This is a genomic window from Halobacillus halophilus (genome assembly GCF_020171985.1).
Taxonomy (GTDB): domain Bacteria; phylum Bacillota; class Bacilli; order Bacillales; family Halobacillaceae; genus Halobacillus; species Halobacillus halophilus_A.
The window spans coordinates 405719-421463 of record NZ_JAIVAL010000002.1 but is presented as its reverse complement, the minus strand read 5'-3'; the positions used below and the strand labels follow the sequence as shown (position 1 = coordinate 421463).

The window sequence follows — 15745 nt, the reverse complement described above, 5'->3', positions numbered from 1 at the left end:
TACGATGGCACAAGCAATGAATGCCTTGATTAAAGGCTTGAATGAAGAACAACGAAATGCAGTGACTCATACAGAAGGACCTTTACTGATTATGGCAGGGGCAGGAAGTGGGAAAACCCGAGTTCTCACACACCGGATTGCCTATTTATTAAGCGAAAAAGATGTAGCTCCCCGAAATATTCTCGCGATTACCTTTACGAATAAGGCTGCCCGTGAAATGAAGGAGCGAGTGGAGTCTCTCGTTGGAAAAGATGGAGAAAAGATCTGGATGTCTACCTTCCACTCCATGTGTGTAAGGATCTTAAGACGCGACATCGACCGGATTGGTTATGACCGGAACTTTTCGATTCTGGATTCGAGTGACCAGCTGTCCGTGATTAAGCAGGTATTGAAAGAATTTAACCTTGATCCCAAACGGTGGGACCCAAGGGCGATGCTTGGGGCGATCAGTAACTCGAAAAACGAATTGATGACGCCGGAAGACTATGAACAGAAGGCTGGCAACATGCACGAAGAGCAGATTGCCAAGATTTATAAAGGCTATCAGAAGAAGCTTCGCAAAAATCAGTCGCTCGATTTTGACGATTTGATCATGCAGACCTTGTCTCTATTTGACCGAGTACCGGAAGTGCTGGAATATTACCAGCGCAGGTTCCAGTATATCCACGTCGATGAGTATCAGGATACGAACCACGCCCAGTATCAGTTGGTGAAGCAGCTTGCCAGCCGGTATAAGAATCTGTGTGTGGTAGGGGATTCCGACCAGTCGATCTACGCGTGGCGCGGAGCGGACATTCAGAATATCCTTAATTTTGAGAGTGATTATCCGAATGCCCGTACAATTCTGCTTGAACAGAACTACCGTTCCACAGAACTGATTCTGAACGCAGCCAACAACGTGATTGATAATAACAGCGGCCGCAAGCCGAAGCGGCTTTGGACGGATAATAACGGTGGCGATAAAATCCATTACCATCAGGCGAATACTGAGCGTGAGGAAGCCTTGTTTGTGACGGACAAAATTGAGGATCTTATCAGACAGGGGCGCTTTCAATATAAAGATGCAGCTATTCTATACCGTACCAATGCCCAGTCCCGTACCATTGAGGAAACCTTTGTAAAAGCCGGGGTACCTTACCAGATGATCGGCGGCACGAAGTTCTACGATCGTAAAGAGATTAAGGACATGCTGGCTTATCTGCGTTTAATTGCGAATCCAAATGATGATCTGAGTTTCCAGCGTGTGGTCAATGAACCGAAGCGCGGTGTTGGTAAGACGAGTATGGATAAGATGATGGCTTACGCGGCTGACCATGATATATCTCTATATGAAGCAGCAGCGGAAGTCGATTTCGTTGGTGTTAGTGCAAAGGCAGCCAAGGCGATCATGGCTTTCCGTAAAATGATTCAGAACTGGACCCAGCAGCAGGAATTTTTGTCTGCCACCGATATGGTCCAGGATGTCATAACAAAAACCGGCTATGAAGAGATGCTGAAGAATGAGAAAAGTATAGAGGCGCAAAGCCGTCTTGAGAATATAGAAGAATTCAAATCGGTCACAAAGAACTTTGAAGAAAACAGTGAAGATAAGACACTTATCGCCTTTTTAACAGATCTTGCCCTAATTGCGGATATCGATTCCATGAATGAAGACCCTAGTAGTGATGACACGGTTACGCTGATGACGCTTCACTCTGCCAAGGGACTTGAATTCCCGCTCGTTTTCCTTATAGGGATGGAAGAGAATGTGTTTCCGCACAGCCGTGCCCTGATGGAAGAATCGGAAATGGAAGAAGAGCGTCGTCTCGCTTATGTAGGGATTACCAGGGCAGAGAAACAGCTGTTCATTACCCATGCAAAAATGCGTACGTTATACGGCCGTACGAATATGAATCCGATCAGCCGTTTTATCAATGAAATCCCAGAGGACCTCGTAGAAGGTAAAGAACAGCCGGAAGAGCTGCCATTCTTTAACAAAAAACGCGAACCTGCAGGAGCGCAGGGCTCTGCACCGCAGCCGAAGAAGCGGGCCGCTAAGAAAACACAGCCGAAAGAATCTACAGGCGGCGAAAAAATCACCTGGAACCCTGGAGACAAGGCCGCTCATAAAAAATGGGGCGAAGGAACCGTCGTAAATGTACAAGGTGAAGGAGATGCAATGGAGCTTGACATTGCTTTTCCAGCTCCAACCGGTATTAAGCGACTACTCGCCCGGTATGCACCGATTACGAAAGCGTAAGGAAGTGGATGGTTATGAACGCAGATGAAGCAAAGAAAAAGATAGATTCCCTAAGAGAAGAACTAGAACAATACCGCCATGAATATCATACGCTCGATGCCCCAAGCGTTCCTGACTACGAATATGATCAAAAGATGCAGGAGCTGATAGAGCTTGAGGAGGAGTTTCCGGATTTTCAAACAGCTGACTCTCCTTCTCAGCGTGTCGGCGGTGCACCGCTCGATGCATTTGTAAAAGTGCAGCATGACGTACCGATGCTGAGTCTTGGGAATGCATTTGACGACCAGGAACTGCGCGATTTTGACCGCAGGGTGCGCGGAGGCACAGATGAAGAAGTGAGCTATGTATGTGAATTAAAGATTGACGGGCTCGCTGTTTCCCTCCGTTACGAGGATGGCGTGTTCGTCCGGGGAGCAACACGAGGCGATGGCACGACCGGTGAAGATATTACAAAAAATCTACGCACGATTCGGAATATACCACTCAGGCTTAAGGAGCAGGAGACGCTTGAAGTCCGGGGCGAAGCGTATATGCCAAAACAATCCTTCAACGCTTTGAACGAAGCACGTGAAGAGCGCGGAGATGAGCCTTTTGCCAACCCGAGAAATGCAGCAGCAGGTTCTTTGCGCCAGCTTGATCCGAAAATTGCGGCGAAGCGTAATCTGGATATTTTCCTTTACGGAATTGGCCAATGGCAGAATGAGTCCTCCGAGGCACATAGTGAACGTCTTGAGCAAATGGAGAAGCTCGGGCTTAAAACGAATCCAGAATGGAGAAAGTGTAACGATATTGAGGAAGTAATCGACTATGTTCATAGCTGGGTAGAAAAACGACAGGACCTCGATTATGAAATTGACGGTATCGTCATTAAGGTTGACCGTCTTGATCAGCAGGACGCGCTTGGCTTTACCGCGAAAAGCCCACGCTGGGCAACGGCCTATAAGTTCCCGGCTGAAGAGGCGATTACAACGCTTAAAGATATTGAATTGAGTGTCGGCCGTACGGGTGTTGTGACGCCTACCGCGATTTTAGAACCGGTAAAAGTAGCGGGCACCACCGTTCAGCGTGCTTCTCTTCATAATGAAGACCTGATTCGTGAACGAGATATTCGCATCGGCGACACCGTGGTTATTAAAAAAGCCGGTGACATTATTCCAGAAGTGGTTCGTGTCGTAGAGGATGAACGTAGCGGTGAAGAAGAACCATACCATATGCCAGAATTGTGCCCGGAATGCGAAAGCAAACTTGTTCGCTTAGAAGAGGAAGTAGCTTTACGCTGCATCAACCCGAACTGTCCGGCTCAGCTCAGGGAGGCTCTCATCCACTTCGTATCCCGCAATGCGATGGATATTGAAGGTCTTGGGGAGAAGGTGATCGCTCAGCTGTTCAGAGAAAAGCTGATCCATACGATCGCAGACCTGTACAAGCTGGAACGAGAAGAACTGCTGAAGCTCGAACGCATGGGTGAAAAATCGGTCCAGAACTTATTAAATTCCATCGAAGTCTCGAAAGAAAATTCAATGGAACGTTTGTTATTTGGGCTCGGTGTCCGCTATGTGGGAACAAAAGCAGCCAATACGCTCTCCCAGGAGTTCGGCCATATGGATAAGTTAGCAGCGGCTGATGCGGAAGCGCTCGAAGGCATTCCAGAAATCGGCGAGAAAATGGCGGACTCGATCGCAAGATATTTTGATAAACCTCAGGTCATCCAGTTACTGGAAGAATTAAAACGACTGGGAATTAATATGGCATACAAAGGAGCAAGGAAGCAGGAAGCACCTGCCGACTCTCCGTTTGCAGACAAAACGGTCGTCATTACAGGAAAGATGGAAGAATACAAACGCTCAGATATTAAGAGCATGGTGGAAGAGCTGGGCGGAAACGTTACGGGAAGTGTCAGTAAGAAGACGGATATTCTGATTGCCGGAGAAGATGCCGGCTCGAAGTACACAAAAGCACAAGAGCTGGATGTAGAGATATGGAACGAAGAGCAGTTTAAACAAGCGGTATCTCAGCCGGAGTAAAAGGCGCCACTCCTCTAATGTAAACGAGTGGAGCTTTGGGACAGTCAGGAAAGCCCGGCGCAATTCACGGAAGATCATCGTTTCACGTTATTACATGGGGAGTGGGATACATGAGGAAGTGGCATGCACTGTTGGTTGGTTCATTGCTTTTGGTTAGCGCGTGTACGCCAGTGTTTGATAATAAGGATGAAGTCATTCAGGAAACGAGAGATAAGGACAGTAATCAGGCCTCAATTGTTCCGAATCATAGCATATCGGAAGAAACGTACCGCATGATATTATCGGAAGATCGTTCAAAAGTATCGAAAGCCCGCTCGGTCACGGTAAATCAAATGGGGAACCGGATGGACATCTCCGAGTTTGAGCAAGGCCTCAGGCGGCACTCTAAGGAATACTACGATCCCGAGGAGTATTTTTTTCAGCCAGGCCAGTTTCTGACTGGAGATACACTGATTAATTGGCTATCCAGGTATGAAGAGGGAAAGAATGAACAAGGACTGAATCCTGAGCTTGAAGAAGATGAAGCTTCAGTAGAGCAGTTCCGTAAAAACCCTAAATATATATCGAACATTGTCGAGCAGGATTACCTTGTTAAAAAAGATGACGATGTTGTGGAATTGGAAGGACTAACCATAGGTATTTCCTTGCGTACCGTTTATAACTTTACAGCTGAAGGAAGGAATTATAAAGAAGATCATTCCACAGAAGAACTTTTGAAAAAGGGAAAAGAGTATGCTGGAATCATTCTAAAGCGGCTGCGGGAACAGGAGCAGCTGAAAAACGTGCCGGTGGTGTTTTCTCTTTATGAAGAGGAGGAAGCAAGCTCCAAAGTTCCTGGGAAATTTTTAACCAAAACCATGGTGAAAGGCTCATCCTCATCGATTGGTGACTGGAAAGATATCGAAGAAAAGCATGTGCTTTTTCCTTCCAAGGAAGCAGAGAATGACTACTTTGAAGATTCGCAGATCTTTTCTGATTTCAGAGAGGAAGTATCCGATTACTTCCCGAACTTCGTAGGGATGATTGCCAACGGATTTTATGTGGATAATGAACTTCAGCAAGTGTCTATTGATATTCCGATCCAGTTTCGTTCACAGTCCGAAGTCGTCGGCTTCACTCAGTATGTGTATGGTCTGGTAGTGGAAATGTTCCCGGACCACTATGATGTAGAAGTGAAAATTAACAGCATGGATCAACAGGAAAGCCTCATTGTCCAGCAGGCTGGCAAAGAGGAACCTTTCGTTCATATCTATGAATAAATATCTTGAGCCGCGTGGATGCTAAACATCGACGCGGCTTTTTTATATTTAGATATCTTCAAATTTCGAGCAAATTCGATTTACTATACTTATATGGACAAAAATTTGCTGTGTGAAGAGTTGTATTTAGTTTACGTATTCAAATTAAGCTAAATCAGATTATTTGCGGTTATTTGATTTGTAGAAGAGAAGAAGTTGCGGTAAAATAAGCTTTGGAAAAGCCGTGGTAATTTTCAGAAAAATTACTCGGCGTCTGTAGTATTTATTTCTTAGGAGGCGGGTAACCATGGTGGTCCCTTACAAACACGAACCATTTACCGATTTCAGTATTGAAGAAAATCGCAGAGCACTTGAATCTGCTATTAAGCAGGTGGAAGCAGAGTTAGGAAAGACGTACCCGTTGATTATCGGCGGCGAACGGATTATGACCGATGACAAAATCGAAGTTGTTAATCCAGCTGATAAGAAAGAAGTGATTGGGTACGTCGCAAAAGCGAATCAGGATCTCGCAGAAAAAGCACATAGAATTGCAGACGAGACCTTTAGCTGGTGGCGCAAAACCAAAGCTTCGTTCCGCGCTGACATCTTATTCCGTGCCGCAGCCATTGTCCGCCGGCGTAAGCATGAGTTTACGGCTCATCTTGTTAAAGAAGGCGGTAAGCCCTGGAAAGAAGCAGACGCCGATACAGCGGAAGCTATCGACTTTATGGAGTTTTACGGCCGTCAGATGCTTGAGATTGATAAAGGTGTAGAAATCAATTCCCGTCCGATCGAAAATAACCGGTTCCACTACATCCCGCTTGGCGTAGGCGTGGTTATTTCTCCATGGAACTTCTTGTTTGCGATTATGTGCGGTACGACCACCGCAGCGATGGTATCTGGTAACACGGTTTTACTTAAACCGGCAAGCTCCACACCTATTATTGCTTATAAAATGATGGAGGTACTAGAGGAAGCCGGGCTTCCCGCCGGAGTAATCAATTACATCCCGGGCAGCGGAAAAGAAGTGGGTGATTACCTGGTTGACCACCCTCGAACCCGTTTTATCAGTTTTACAGGATCCCGCGAAGTCGGTACCAGAATCTTCGAACGCGCGGCCAAAGTTCATGAAGGTCAAAAGTGGTTGAAGCGCACCATTATCGAAATGGGCGGAAAAGATACGATCATCGTAGACGAAGATTCGGATTTGGAACTGGCCGCTGACGCCATTACCTATTCTGCTTTTGGGTTCTCCGGTCAAAAATGTTCAGCATGTTCCCGCGTAGTGGCCCATGAGGCTGTGTACGATGAACTGCTCGAGCGTGTCGTCCAGAAAACAAAGAATGAAGTAAGTCATGGTAACCCTGCAGATAACCGCTCTTACATGGGACCGGTCATTGATCAGGGCGCTTACGACAAGATTCTCAACTATATTGAGATCGGCAAAAAAGAAGGAAAACTGATGACGGGAGGAAAAGGCGATAACAGTAAAGGCTGGTTCATTGAGCCAACCGTCTTCGCAGATCTTGATCCTGACAGTACGATTATGCAGGAAGAAATCTTCGGTCCCGTGGTAGGGTTTATGAAAGCTTCTTCTTTTGATAAAGCATTGGAAATTGCCAATAACACAGAGTATGGGCTAACCGGTGCTGTTATTACCAATAACCGTCAGCATATTGAGAAGGCCAGAGAAGATTTCCACGTTGGAAACTTATATTTTAACCGTGGATGTACGGCTGCGATTGTCGGATATCATCCATTTGGAGGCTTTAACATGTCCGGCACCGACTCCAAAGCTGGTGGACCTGACTATCTGTACCATCACATGCAAGGTAAAACCACATCTGAAATGCTGTAAACCTGAAAATAAACCCGTTCTCTGCGTTAAAAATAGTAGAGAATGGGTTTATTTTTGAAAATGGAGCATACTACATGTAGGCGCAAATATTAAAGAATAGATAAAAAATGGTAAAGACACCAAATAAATTTAAAAAAATTAATGAATGTTTATAGTCAATTCAGCTAATATATGTATATAAATACAATATTTGTGCATATAAATTCACAATCGATAATATGTCTCAATTTTTGCAATGTTCTTGTAATTATACTATGATATAGTTGTACTTGTGTTTGACTTTTGAGACTTCTATGACTTATGTATCACAAGTAAAAACTATTGCATAGGAGTGCATATTACGACATACAGGAGGTGAAAATGTGTTTGAACTAGCGACTGCAGCTGCTTCATATTCCATTTCAGGGGCAACCTGGTTCTGGTTGTTTGTCCCTATGCCTATCTTAATTATCTTATCCATTATTACATTATTTACTGAGAGGAGCGACTAAAAAAACATGAGTACAGCAACGTTAATAACGTTTATTATTTATCTAATTGGTATGCTTGGTATCGGTTTTGCCGCATATCGTTTAACAAGTGATTTATCTGACTATGTATTAGGCGGCCGCCGTCTCGGTCCAGGAGTAGCCGCACTTAGTGCCGGGGCCTCCGATATGAGTGGCTGGTTGCTGTTAGGTCTTCCAGGTGCTATTTACGCATCCGGTTTATCAGAAGCGTGGATTGGTGTAGGTCTCGCTATTGGTGCTTATTTAAACTGGCAGTTTGTAGCCCGCCGCCTGCGTGTCTTTACAGAAGTGGCGAACGATTCCATTACGGTACCGGACTATCTTGAAAACCGTTTCCGTGATAAATCCCACGTTCTGCGTGTTATTTCCGCAGCCGTTATTTTATTATTCTTCACATTCTACACCTCATCCGGTATGGTTGCCGGCGCGAAGCTGTTCGAAGCTTCCTTTGCATTAAGTTATACACAAGCTCTTTGGCTTGGAGCTATTGTAACGATATCATATACATTCCTTGGAGGATTCCTGGCTGTAAGCTGGACAGACTTTGTACAGGGTATCCTTATGTTCCTGGCTCTAATTGCTGTGCCAATTGTAGCTGTTTCTGAAATGGGCGGCTGGAACAATGCAGTCGATGCTGTTGGTCAAATTGATCCGGCTCACTTGAACATGGTACAGGGTGTAGGCGCATTAGCTATTATTTCATCTCTAGCCTGGGGTCTTGGTTATTTCGGGCAGCCTCACATTCTTGTACGTTTTATGGCCCTTCGTTCACCTAAAGATGTTCCGAAAGCCCGCTTTATCGGTGTAGGCTGGATGGTTCTGGGTCTTTATGGTGCAATCTTCACAGGTCTTGTTGGACTTGCTTACATTAATACAGCTGATGTGGGTGATTTGAGCACGTTCAATGCAGAGGTTATGAGTGAAGGCGGCATCCAGATGCTTGCCGATGCTGAGAAGATCTTCATTACCTTCTCACAGATTCTGTTCCACCCGGTTATTGCAGGTATCCTGCTTGCAGCTATTCTGTCTGCAATCATGAGTACCATTGACTCTCAGCTGCTTGTATCTTCTTCTGCCCTTGCAGAGGACTTCTATAAAGCGCTGTTCCGTCCTAATGCAACTGAGCGTGAACTTGTATGGGTTGGACGTGTTGCGGTTGCCGGTATCGCCTTAATTGCCGTATTGATTGCCGGAAACCCGGACAGTTCTGTACTTTCTCTTGTATCATATGCCTGGGCAGGTTTCGGTGCCGCATTCGGTCCGATCATCATCTTGTCCTTGTTCTGGAAAGGGATTACCCGTAACGGTGCACTTGCCGGTATTATTGTCGGTGCGGTAACCGTTGTCGTATGGGGTGACTTCCTGAGCGGCGGTATTTTTGATCTTTATGAAATCGTACCTGGTTTCCTATTGAACCTGATTGTAGCTATTGCAGTCAGTGCTGCAGGTGAACCGCCGAAAGAAATTATTGAAGAATTTGATGAAGCAGCCCGTCGTTAATTCGATAAGCCTGCTAAAAGGATCTCCGGTCTTCCGGGGGTCCTTTTTATTTGGCTCTTTTAAGTCTAATGTTGAATCTTAGTAAAAGACTTGTTAAAGAAAAGGGCCGATTAGTTGAAGACTCAGTTTCGAGATATTTTGTTGAGATGGTAAGGTCCTGCGGGGGACGATTCCGCTTTCCGTGGGCATGGGCTGAGCCTCCTCAAGCTTCGCTTTCCGGGGTCTCACCGATCATGTATATCCCACAGGAGTCTTCATCGTCCCCCTCCGGCCCTAGCCAAATCAGTTGCTCGAAACCGTTTCCAACATTACCTGCGTGTTGAGGTAGCAGACCATATGGTTATACACCTATTTTCAGGTATAACGAATTCCAATAGCCTGTCATAAAAGCATTTAATGCAAATTAAGGAGAGCTCAAAAGGTTCGTTAGACAAGCTGGGCTAAGGAAAGGTTTAATTTGATGAAGAGCGGTGCACGCTAAGACAGCCGGATACCATTTATGTTAAGATAAGAAGGGTAAAAATAGCGCACGTTGATTCATAAGCCGTATATTTGGTATGATCATATATTATGTGAGATCGAAATGGAGGTCGCATTATGTCAAGAATTAGTAAAGACGAAGTGAAGCACGTAGCCAACCTGGCACGCCTTGCTATCACAGAGGACGAAGCCGATACATTCACCAAACAGCTCGACGATATTATTACGTATGCCGAGCAGCTGAATGAACTCGACACAGAGGGAGTAGCTCCTACCACCCATGTACTGGATCTGAAGAATGTCTTACGCAAAGACGAGCCAAAAGAATGGCTGAACAAAGAAGACGTACTTAATAACGCACCCGAGCACAAAGATGGACAATTCAAAGTGCCATCGGTACTGGAATAGGAGGTTTGATCATGTCTCTATTTGACTATACATTACGTGAGCTTCAAGAGAAGCTACATAATCAGGAGATCCGAGTAACGGATCTTGTAGATGAGTCGTATAAACGAATTGAAGAGGTAGACGGGCAAGTGAAGGCTTTCTTAACGCTAAATGAAGAAGCCGCCCGCGCCCAGGCTGCAGAACTCGATCAGCAGCGAGGCGACAGCTCGGCTAAGCTGTTCGGTCTGCCTATCGGAGTGAAGGACAACATCGTGACCAAAGGTCTCCGCACGACAGCCGGAAGTCAGATTCTAAGTAATTTTAACGACCCATTGTATGATGCTACGGTCGTCAATAAGTTGAATGACGCGAAGTCCATTACCATTGGTAAACTCAACATGGACGAGTTTGCTATGGGTTCTTCTAATGAAAACTCTAGCTACGACGCGGTACGTAACCCTTGGAATACGGATTACGTTCCAGGCGGTTCAAGTGGTGGCTCAGCAGCGGCTGTTGCAGCTGGAGAAGTTCCTTATTCACTTGGTTCCGATACCGGCGGGTCGATCCGTCAGCCAGCTGCTTACTGCGGGGTTGTCGGCTTGAAACCAACATATGGCCGTGTCTCCCGTTTCGGTTTAGTCGCTTTTGCTTCCTCTTTGGATCAAATCGGTCCAATTACACGCAACGTGGAAGACAATGCGTTCTTGCTGGAAACCATTGCCGGACACGACAACATGGATTCAACTTCAGCGAACGTAGAAGTTCCAAATTACAGTGAAGCTCTGACAGGTGATGTTAAAGGGCTGAAAATCGCCGTACCTAAAGAATACCTCAGTGAAGGTGTTTCTTCTGAAGTGAAGGAAGCCGTTCAGGCAGCCCTTCAGAAATATGAAGAGCTTGGAGCAACCTGGGAAGAAGTTTCCCTTCCGCACTCTAAATATGCTCTATCCACGTACTACCTGATCGCATCCTCCGAAGCTTCTGCCAACCTTGCCCGTTTTGACGGAGTCCGTTACGGCAAGCGCGCGGAAGATGCCGAGACGATGCTTGACATGTTCAAGCGCTCCCGTGCTGAAGGCTTCGGTGACGAAGTGAAGCGCCGGATTATGCTTGGAACCTTTGCGCTAAGCTCAGGATATTATGACGCTTACTATAAAAAAGCGCAGCAGGTGCGTACGCTGATTAAGAACGATTTTGAAAAAGTATTCGCAGATTACGATGTAATTATCGGACCGACAACGCCTACACCAGCCTTCAAAATAGGTGATAAAGTTGATGATCCGATGACCATGTATGCGAACGATATCCTGACGATTCCTGTAAACCTGGCAGGCGTGCCTGGTATTTCGATTCCATGCGGCTTCTCATCCAATGGTCTTCCAATCGGTCTGCAAATCATCGGAAACCACTTTGATGAAAGCAGCGTGTATCGTACTGCTCATGCCTTCGAACAGGCTACTGAATTCCATAAACAACGCCCGTCCCTTGGAGGTGCGCGCTCATGAATTTTGAAACAATAATTGGCCTAGAGGTCCACGTTGAATTAAAAACGGCATCTAAAATCTTCAGCCCGTCCCCGAACATGTTCGGAGACGAGCCGAATACGAACGTAAACCCGATTGATCTCGGGTACCCGGGCGTATTGCCTGTATTGAACGAAGAAGCTGTCAACTATGCGATGAAAGCCGCGATGGCTCTGAATTGTGATATCGCGACGGACACGAAATTCGATCGTAAAAACTATTTCTATCCGGACAACCCGAAAGCGTATCAGATTTCCCAATTTGATCAGCCAATCGGGGAAAACGGCTATATCGATATTGAAGTGGACGGCGAGAAAAAGCGGATCGGCATTACGCGTCTTCACATGGAGGAAGACGCCGGTAAGCTGACTCACAGTGATGATGGGTATTCCCTTGTAGACTACAACCGTCAGGGTACACCTCTTGTGGAAATCGTATCTGAGCCGGACATCCGTTCACCGAAGGAAGCATATGCTTACCTGGAAGCTTTGAAAAATATCATCCAGTACACGGGTGTTTCGGATTGTAAAATGGAAGAAGGTTCACTTCGTTGTGACGCCAACCTGTCCATCCGCCCGATCGGTCAGGAAGAATTCGGTGTGAAGACGGAACTTAAGAACTTAAACTCCTTCTCCTTCGTTCAAAAAGGACTTGAGTTTGAAGAAGTGCGTCAGCAGAAGGAACTGCTTTCCGGTGGAGAGATTCTTCAGGAAACACGCCGTTATGATGAGCAAACTAAGGAAACGATCCTTATGCGTGTTAAAGAAGGATCTGATGACTACCGTTACTTCCCAGAACCTGACCTTGTGCCTCTGCACATTGATGAAGCCTGGAAGCAGCGTATTTTCGATCAGATTCCTGAGCTTCCAGCAGCCCGTAAGAAGCGTTATATTGAAGAACTTGATCTTCCAGAATATGATGCGATGGTACTTACCAATAACAAAGAACTATCCGACTTCTTTGAAGAAACCATTGCGGAGGGTGCAGATATTAAACAGGCCTCCAACTGGCTGATGGGTGAAGTTTCTGCCTATATGAACAAAAACTATAAAGAACTTCATGAACTCGCTCTTACACCAGCTTCCCTTGCGAAGATGATCAAGCTGATTGAAGACGGCACGATCTCGTCCAAGATTGCGAAGAAAGTCTTCAGCGAACTGGTTGAAAAAGGCGGCGATCCCGAGAAAATTGTTAAAGATAAAGGACTTGTCCAGATTTCCGATGAAGGTCAGCTGACCGAAATCGTAACAACGATTCTCGATAATAATCCACAGTCTATTGAGGATTATAAGAATGGTAAAGACAAAGCACTCGGATTCCTTGTCGGTCAAGTAATGAAAGAAACCAAAGGTCAGGCAAACCCGCCGATGGTAAATAAAATTATTTTGGCTGAAATGGAGAAGCGTTAAAGCCTGCTAATAGGTTAACGAAAGCACGCACGGCGATTGGTGCGTGCTTTCGTATGGATGAGGAAAACCCATCATATACTATAAAAAGTGTTTTCAAATTCAGGAAAAAGAGCTATGATGTTCTATGGAACAAGCCTGGATGAGGGGGTCATACCATGAAACGTGCTCGAATAATTTATAACCCGACCTCTGGGAGAGAAGTCATTCGCAAGGTCCTCCCTGATATTCTGCAGCGGTTTGAGCAAACCGGCTACGAAACCTCGACACATGCGACAACTTGTGCCGGTGATGCGATTAAAGCTGCAAAATATGCTGTAGATCGGGAGTTTGACGTAGTTGTAGCTGCCGGTGGGGATGGGACGATTAATGAAGTCATTAATGGCATTGCCGAACAGGATCACAAACCGAAGCTCGGCATCATTCCAGTCGGGACAACCAACGATTTTGCACGTGCATTAAATATACCAAGGAACATTCATAAAGCCGTCGATATTATTCTGGAAGAGCATACTCAGCCGCTTGATATCGGCCGCGTGAACGGTCATTATTTTATGAACATTGCCGGGGGAGGAAAGATCACTGAGATTTCCTATGAAGTCCCGAGCAAGCTGAAAACCATGATCGGGCAGCTTGCCTATTATCTTAAAGGAATTGAGATGCTCCCTTCGATCAGACCGACACGGGTCGAAATCGAGTATGATGGCAAGTGGTACGAAGGAGAGATCATGTTATTTCTCGTTTCTAATACCAACTCCGTCGGCGGCCTTGAGAAACTGGCTCCATCAGCCCGCATGGATGATGGATTGTTCGATTTAATGATTATTGAAAAAATGAACATTGCCGAATTCGTCCGTCTCGCCACACTCGCGATTCAAGGCAACCATTTGAATCATCCGAAGTTCATACACACTACGGCTAGCCGTGTGAAAGTGAAGACGGATGAGAAAATGCAGTTGAACATTGATGGTGAGTTCGGCGGCATGATGCCGGGAGAATTTGTGAATCTATACCGCCACCTGGAGTTCTTCTTGCCAAAGGAAAAATTCCCGGGAGAATTATAATCTTGAAGCGCTGCTGTCCCTTACCGGGGCAGCGGCGTTTTCTAATGTTTCATGAAACACTAGGATTTGTGATAAACTACGAACACAGAGTCTAAGTAGAAAAGGACGGATCAATGATGGCAAAACCAAAGCCGCCCGTACAGAAAAACCAGACCATAAACCTGACGTTTGAGGATTTAACCCATGAAGGCAATGGGGTAGGGAAAGTGGATGGCTATCCGCTCTTCGTACCATATGGTCTTCCCGGGGAAGAAGCTGAAGTAAAAGTCGTCAAAGTGAAAAAGAACTTTGGCTTCGGCAAGCTCTTGGGAGTAAAAGAAGAAAGCGAAGACCGTGTGGAGCCGCCATGTGATGTGTATTACCAGTGCGGCGGCTGCCAGCTCCAGCATATGAGCTATAGCATGCAGCTCGAGATGAAGCACAATCAGGTGAAAAACGCGATGAAAAAAATTGGACACCTGGAACACGTTCCCGTCCACGAAACGATCGGAATGGCTGATCCGTGGCGCTATCGTAATAAAATCCAGATCCCCGTCGGCCAAAAAGAAGACGGCCAGCTCATGACCGGCTTTTATCAGAAGCGCAGCCACAACATTATCGATATGGACACGTGTATCATTCAGGATGAACTGAATGATCGCATGGTGGAAACCGTAAGGCGTATTGCCACGGAACTGGGAATCTCAGCTTATGACGAAGAGACTCACCGCGGCACGCTGCGTCATATTATGGTCCGCACCGGGCAGACGACAAAAGATATTATGATTGTGCTCGTAACGAAAACAAAGAACCTGCCTGAACAGGACAAGCTGATTGATGAAATCCGCGACGCCTTCCCAAGCGTGAAGTCGATCGTGCATAACGTGAACAATCAGAAGACCAATGTGATCCTCGGTAAAGACACAAAAGTCATCTGGGGCGACGAATACATCTACGATATGATCGGTGATATTAAATTTATGATCTCACCAAAATCGTTCTATCAAGTCAACCCGACCCAGACGAAGAACCTATATGACAAAGCGCTCGAATATGCCGACCTTCACGGGGGCGAGACCGTCATTGACGCCTATTGCGGCATTGGCACGATCTCTCTTTTCCTTGCCCAGCAAGCAAAGAAAGTGTACGGTGTCGAAATCGTTCCTGAAGCCGTCACCGACGCGAAGAAAAACGCCCGTCTGAATAAGATGGACAATGCGGAATTTTACGTCGGACAAGCCGAAGAGCTCATGCCATGGTGGCGCAACCAGGGGCTTCGCCCGGACGTGATCGTCGTCGATCCACCGCGTAAAGGATGCGATGAAGAGCTGCTTAAAGCTATGCTTGATATGGAACCGGAACGTATTGTCTATGTATCGTGTAACCCTTCAACGCTCGCGCGTGATTTGCGTTTGCTTGAGGATGGGGGATATGCGACGCAGGAGGTTCAGCCGGTGGATATGTTCCCGCAGACGAGTCACGTGGAGTGCGTCTCGCAACTCATTAGAAGAAAAGGCAACTAACCCTTAGGGTGTTGC

Annotated in this window: 11 protein-coding genes; all 11 read left to right on the top strand. The window is 46.2% G+C overall.

Going from position 1 to position 15745, the window contains the following annotated elements:
- Window positions 1–4: 4 nt before the first annotated feature.
- The 11 genes from pcrA (at window position 5) to rlmD (ending at window position 15730) form a co-directional block, all read left to right on the top strand.
- Entirely contained in the window at window positions 5–2239 is a 2235-nt protein-coding gene (gene pcrA / locus LCM11_RS06665) for a DNA helicase PcrA (protein ID WP_224893464.1), read from the top strand.
- Between the two features lie 14 nt (window positions 2240–2253).
- Entirely contained in the window at window positions 2254–4263 is a 2010-nt protein-coding gene (gene ligA / locus LCM11_RS06660; RefSeq protein WP_224893463.1) for an NAD-dependent DNA ligase LigA, read from the top strand.
- Between the two features lie 110 nt (window positions 4264–4373).
- Window positions 4374–5522 (top strand): CamS family sex pheromone protein, encoded by a 1149-nt coding sequence (locus tag LCM11_RS06655; protein ID WP_224893462.1) that lies wholly within the window; start codon window positions 4374–4376, stop codon window positions 5520–5522.
- A 286-nt stretch (window positions 5523–5808) separates the two neighbouring features.
- Window positions 5809–7359, top strand: coding sequence for an L-glutamate gamma-semialdehyde dehydrogenase (gene pruA, locus LCM11_RS06650; RefSeq protein WP_224893461.1), 1551 nt, complete (start codon window positions 5809–5811; stop codon window positions 7357–7359).
- A gap of 362 nt (window positions 7360–7721) precedes the next feature.
- Window positions 7722–7850, top strand: a complete 129-nt coding sequence (locus LCM11_RS20380; RefSeq protein WP_014641887.1) for a hypothetical protein — start codon at window positions 7722–7724, stop codon at window positions 7848–7850.
- 6 nt (window positions 7851–7856) lie between these two features.
- Complete coding sequence (gene putP / locus LCM11_RS06645) at window positions 7857–9368, top strand: sodium/proline symporter PutP (protein ID WP_224893460.1); 1512 nt, start codon at window positions 7857–7859, stop codon at window positions 9366–9368.
- A gap of 597 nt (window positions 9369–9965) precedes the next feature.
- Window positions 9966–10256 (top strand): Asp-tRNA(Asn)/Glu-tRNA(Gln) amidotransferase subunit GatC, encoded by a 291-nt coding sequence (gene gatC, locus LCM11_RS06640; protein ID WP_089751599.1) that lies wholly within the window; start codon window positions 9966–9968, stop codon window positions 10254–10256.
- An 11-nt stretch (window positions 10257–10267) separates the two neighbouring features.
- Window positions 10268–11740, top strand: coding sequence for an Asp-tRNA(Asn)/Glu-tRNA(Gln) amidotransferase subunit GatA (gatA, locus tag LCM11_RS06635; RefSeq protein WP_224893459.1), 1473 nt, complete (start codon window positions 10268–10270; stop codon window positions 11738–11740).
- Complete coding sequence (gene gatB, locus LCM11_RS06630; RefSeq protein ID WP_224893458.1) at window positions 11737–13167, top strand: Asp-tRNA(Asn)/Glu-tRNA(Gln) amidotransferase subunit GatB; 1431 nt, start codon at window positions 11737–11739, stop codon at window positions 13165–13167. Before gatA ends, gatB begins: the two co-directional genes overlap by 4 nt.
- Before the next feature lie 155 nt (window positions 13168–13322).
- Window positions 13323–14228 (top strand): diacylglycerol kinase, encoded by a 906-nt coding sequence (locus tag LCM11_RS06625; RefSeq protein WP_224893457.1) that lies wholly within the window; start codon window positions 13323–13325, stop codon window positions 14226–14228.
- 116 nt (window positions 14229–14344) lie between these two features.
- The gene (rlmD, locus tag LCM11_RS06620) at window positions 14345–15730 is read left to right on the top strand and encodes a 23S rRNA (uracil(1939)-C(5))-methyltransferase RlmD (RefSeq protein ID WP_224893456.1); all 1386 of its coding nucleotides are present in this window, start codon (window positions 14345–14347) and stop codon (window positions 15728–15730) included.
- Window positions 15731–15745: the final 15 nt, after the last annotated feature.

Bases quoted from the DNA above. Each gene is read 5' to 3' on its own strand.
- LCM11_RS06625 (WP_224893457.1), top strand. From the start codon at position 13,323: ATGAAACGTGCTCGAATAATTTATAACCCGACCTCTGGGAGAGAAGTC.
- pruA (WP_224893461.1), top strand. From the start codon at position 5,809: ATGGTGGTCCCTTACAAACACGAACCATTTACCGATTTCAGTATTGAA.
- rlmD (WP_224893456.1), top strand. From the start codon at position 14,345: ATGGCAAAACCAAAGCCGCCCGTACAGAAAAACCAGACCATAAACCTG.
- LCM11_RS06655 (WP_224893462.1), top strand. From the start codon at position 4,374: ATGAGGAAGTGGCATGCACTGTTGGTTGGTTCATTGCTTTTGGTTAGC.
- pcrA (WP_224893464.1), top strand. From the start codon at position 5: ATGGCACAAGCAATGAATGCCTTGATTAAAGGCTTGAATGAAGAACAA.
- ligA (WP_224893463.1), top strand. From the start codon at position 2,254: ATGAACGCAGATGAAGCAAAGAAAAAGATAGATTCCCTAAGAGAAGAA.
- gatA (WP_224893459.1), top strand. From the start codon at position 10,268: ATGTCTCTATTTGACTATACATTACGTGAGCTTCAAGAGAAGCTACAT.
- putP (WP_224893460.1), top strand. From the start codon at position 7,857: ATGAGTACAGCAACGTTAATAACGTTTATTATTTATCTAATTGGTATG.
- gatC (WP_089751599.1), top strand. From the start codon at position 9,966: ATGTCAAGAATTAGTAAAGACGAAGTGAAGCACGTAGCCAACCTGGCA.
- gatB (WP_224893458.1), top strand. From the start codon at position 11,737: ATGAATTTTGAAACAATAATTGGCCTAGAGGTCCACGTTGAATTAAAA.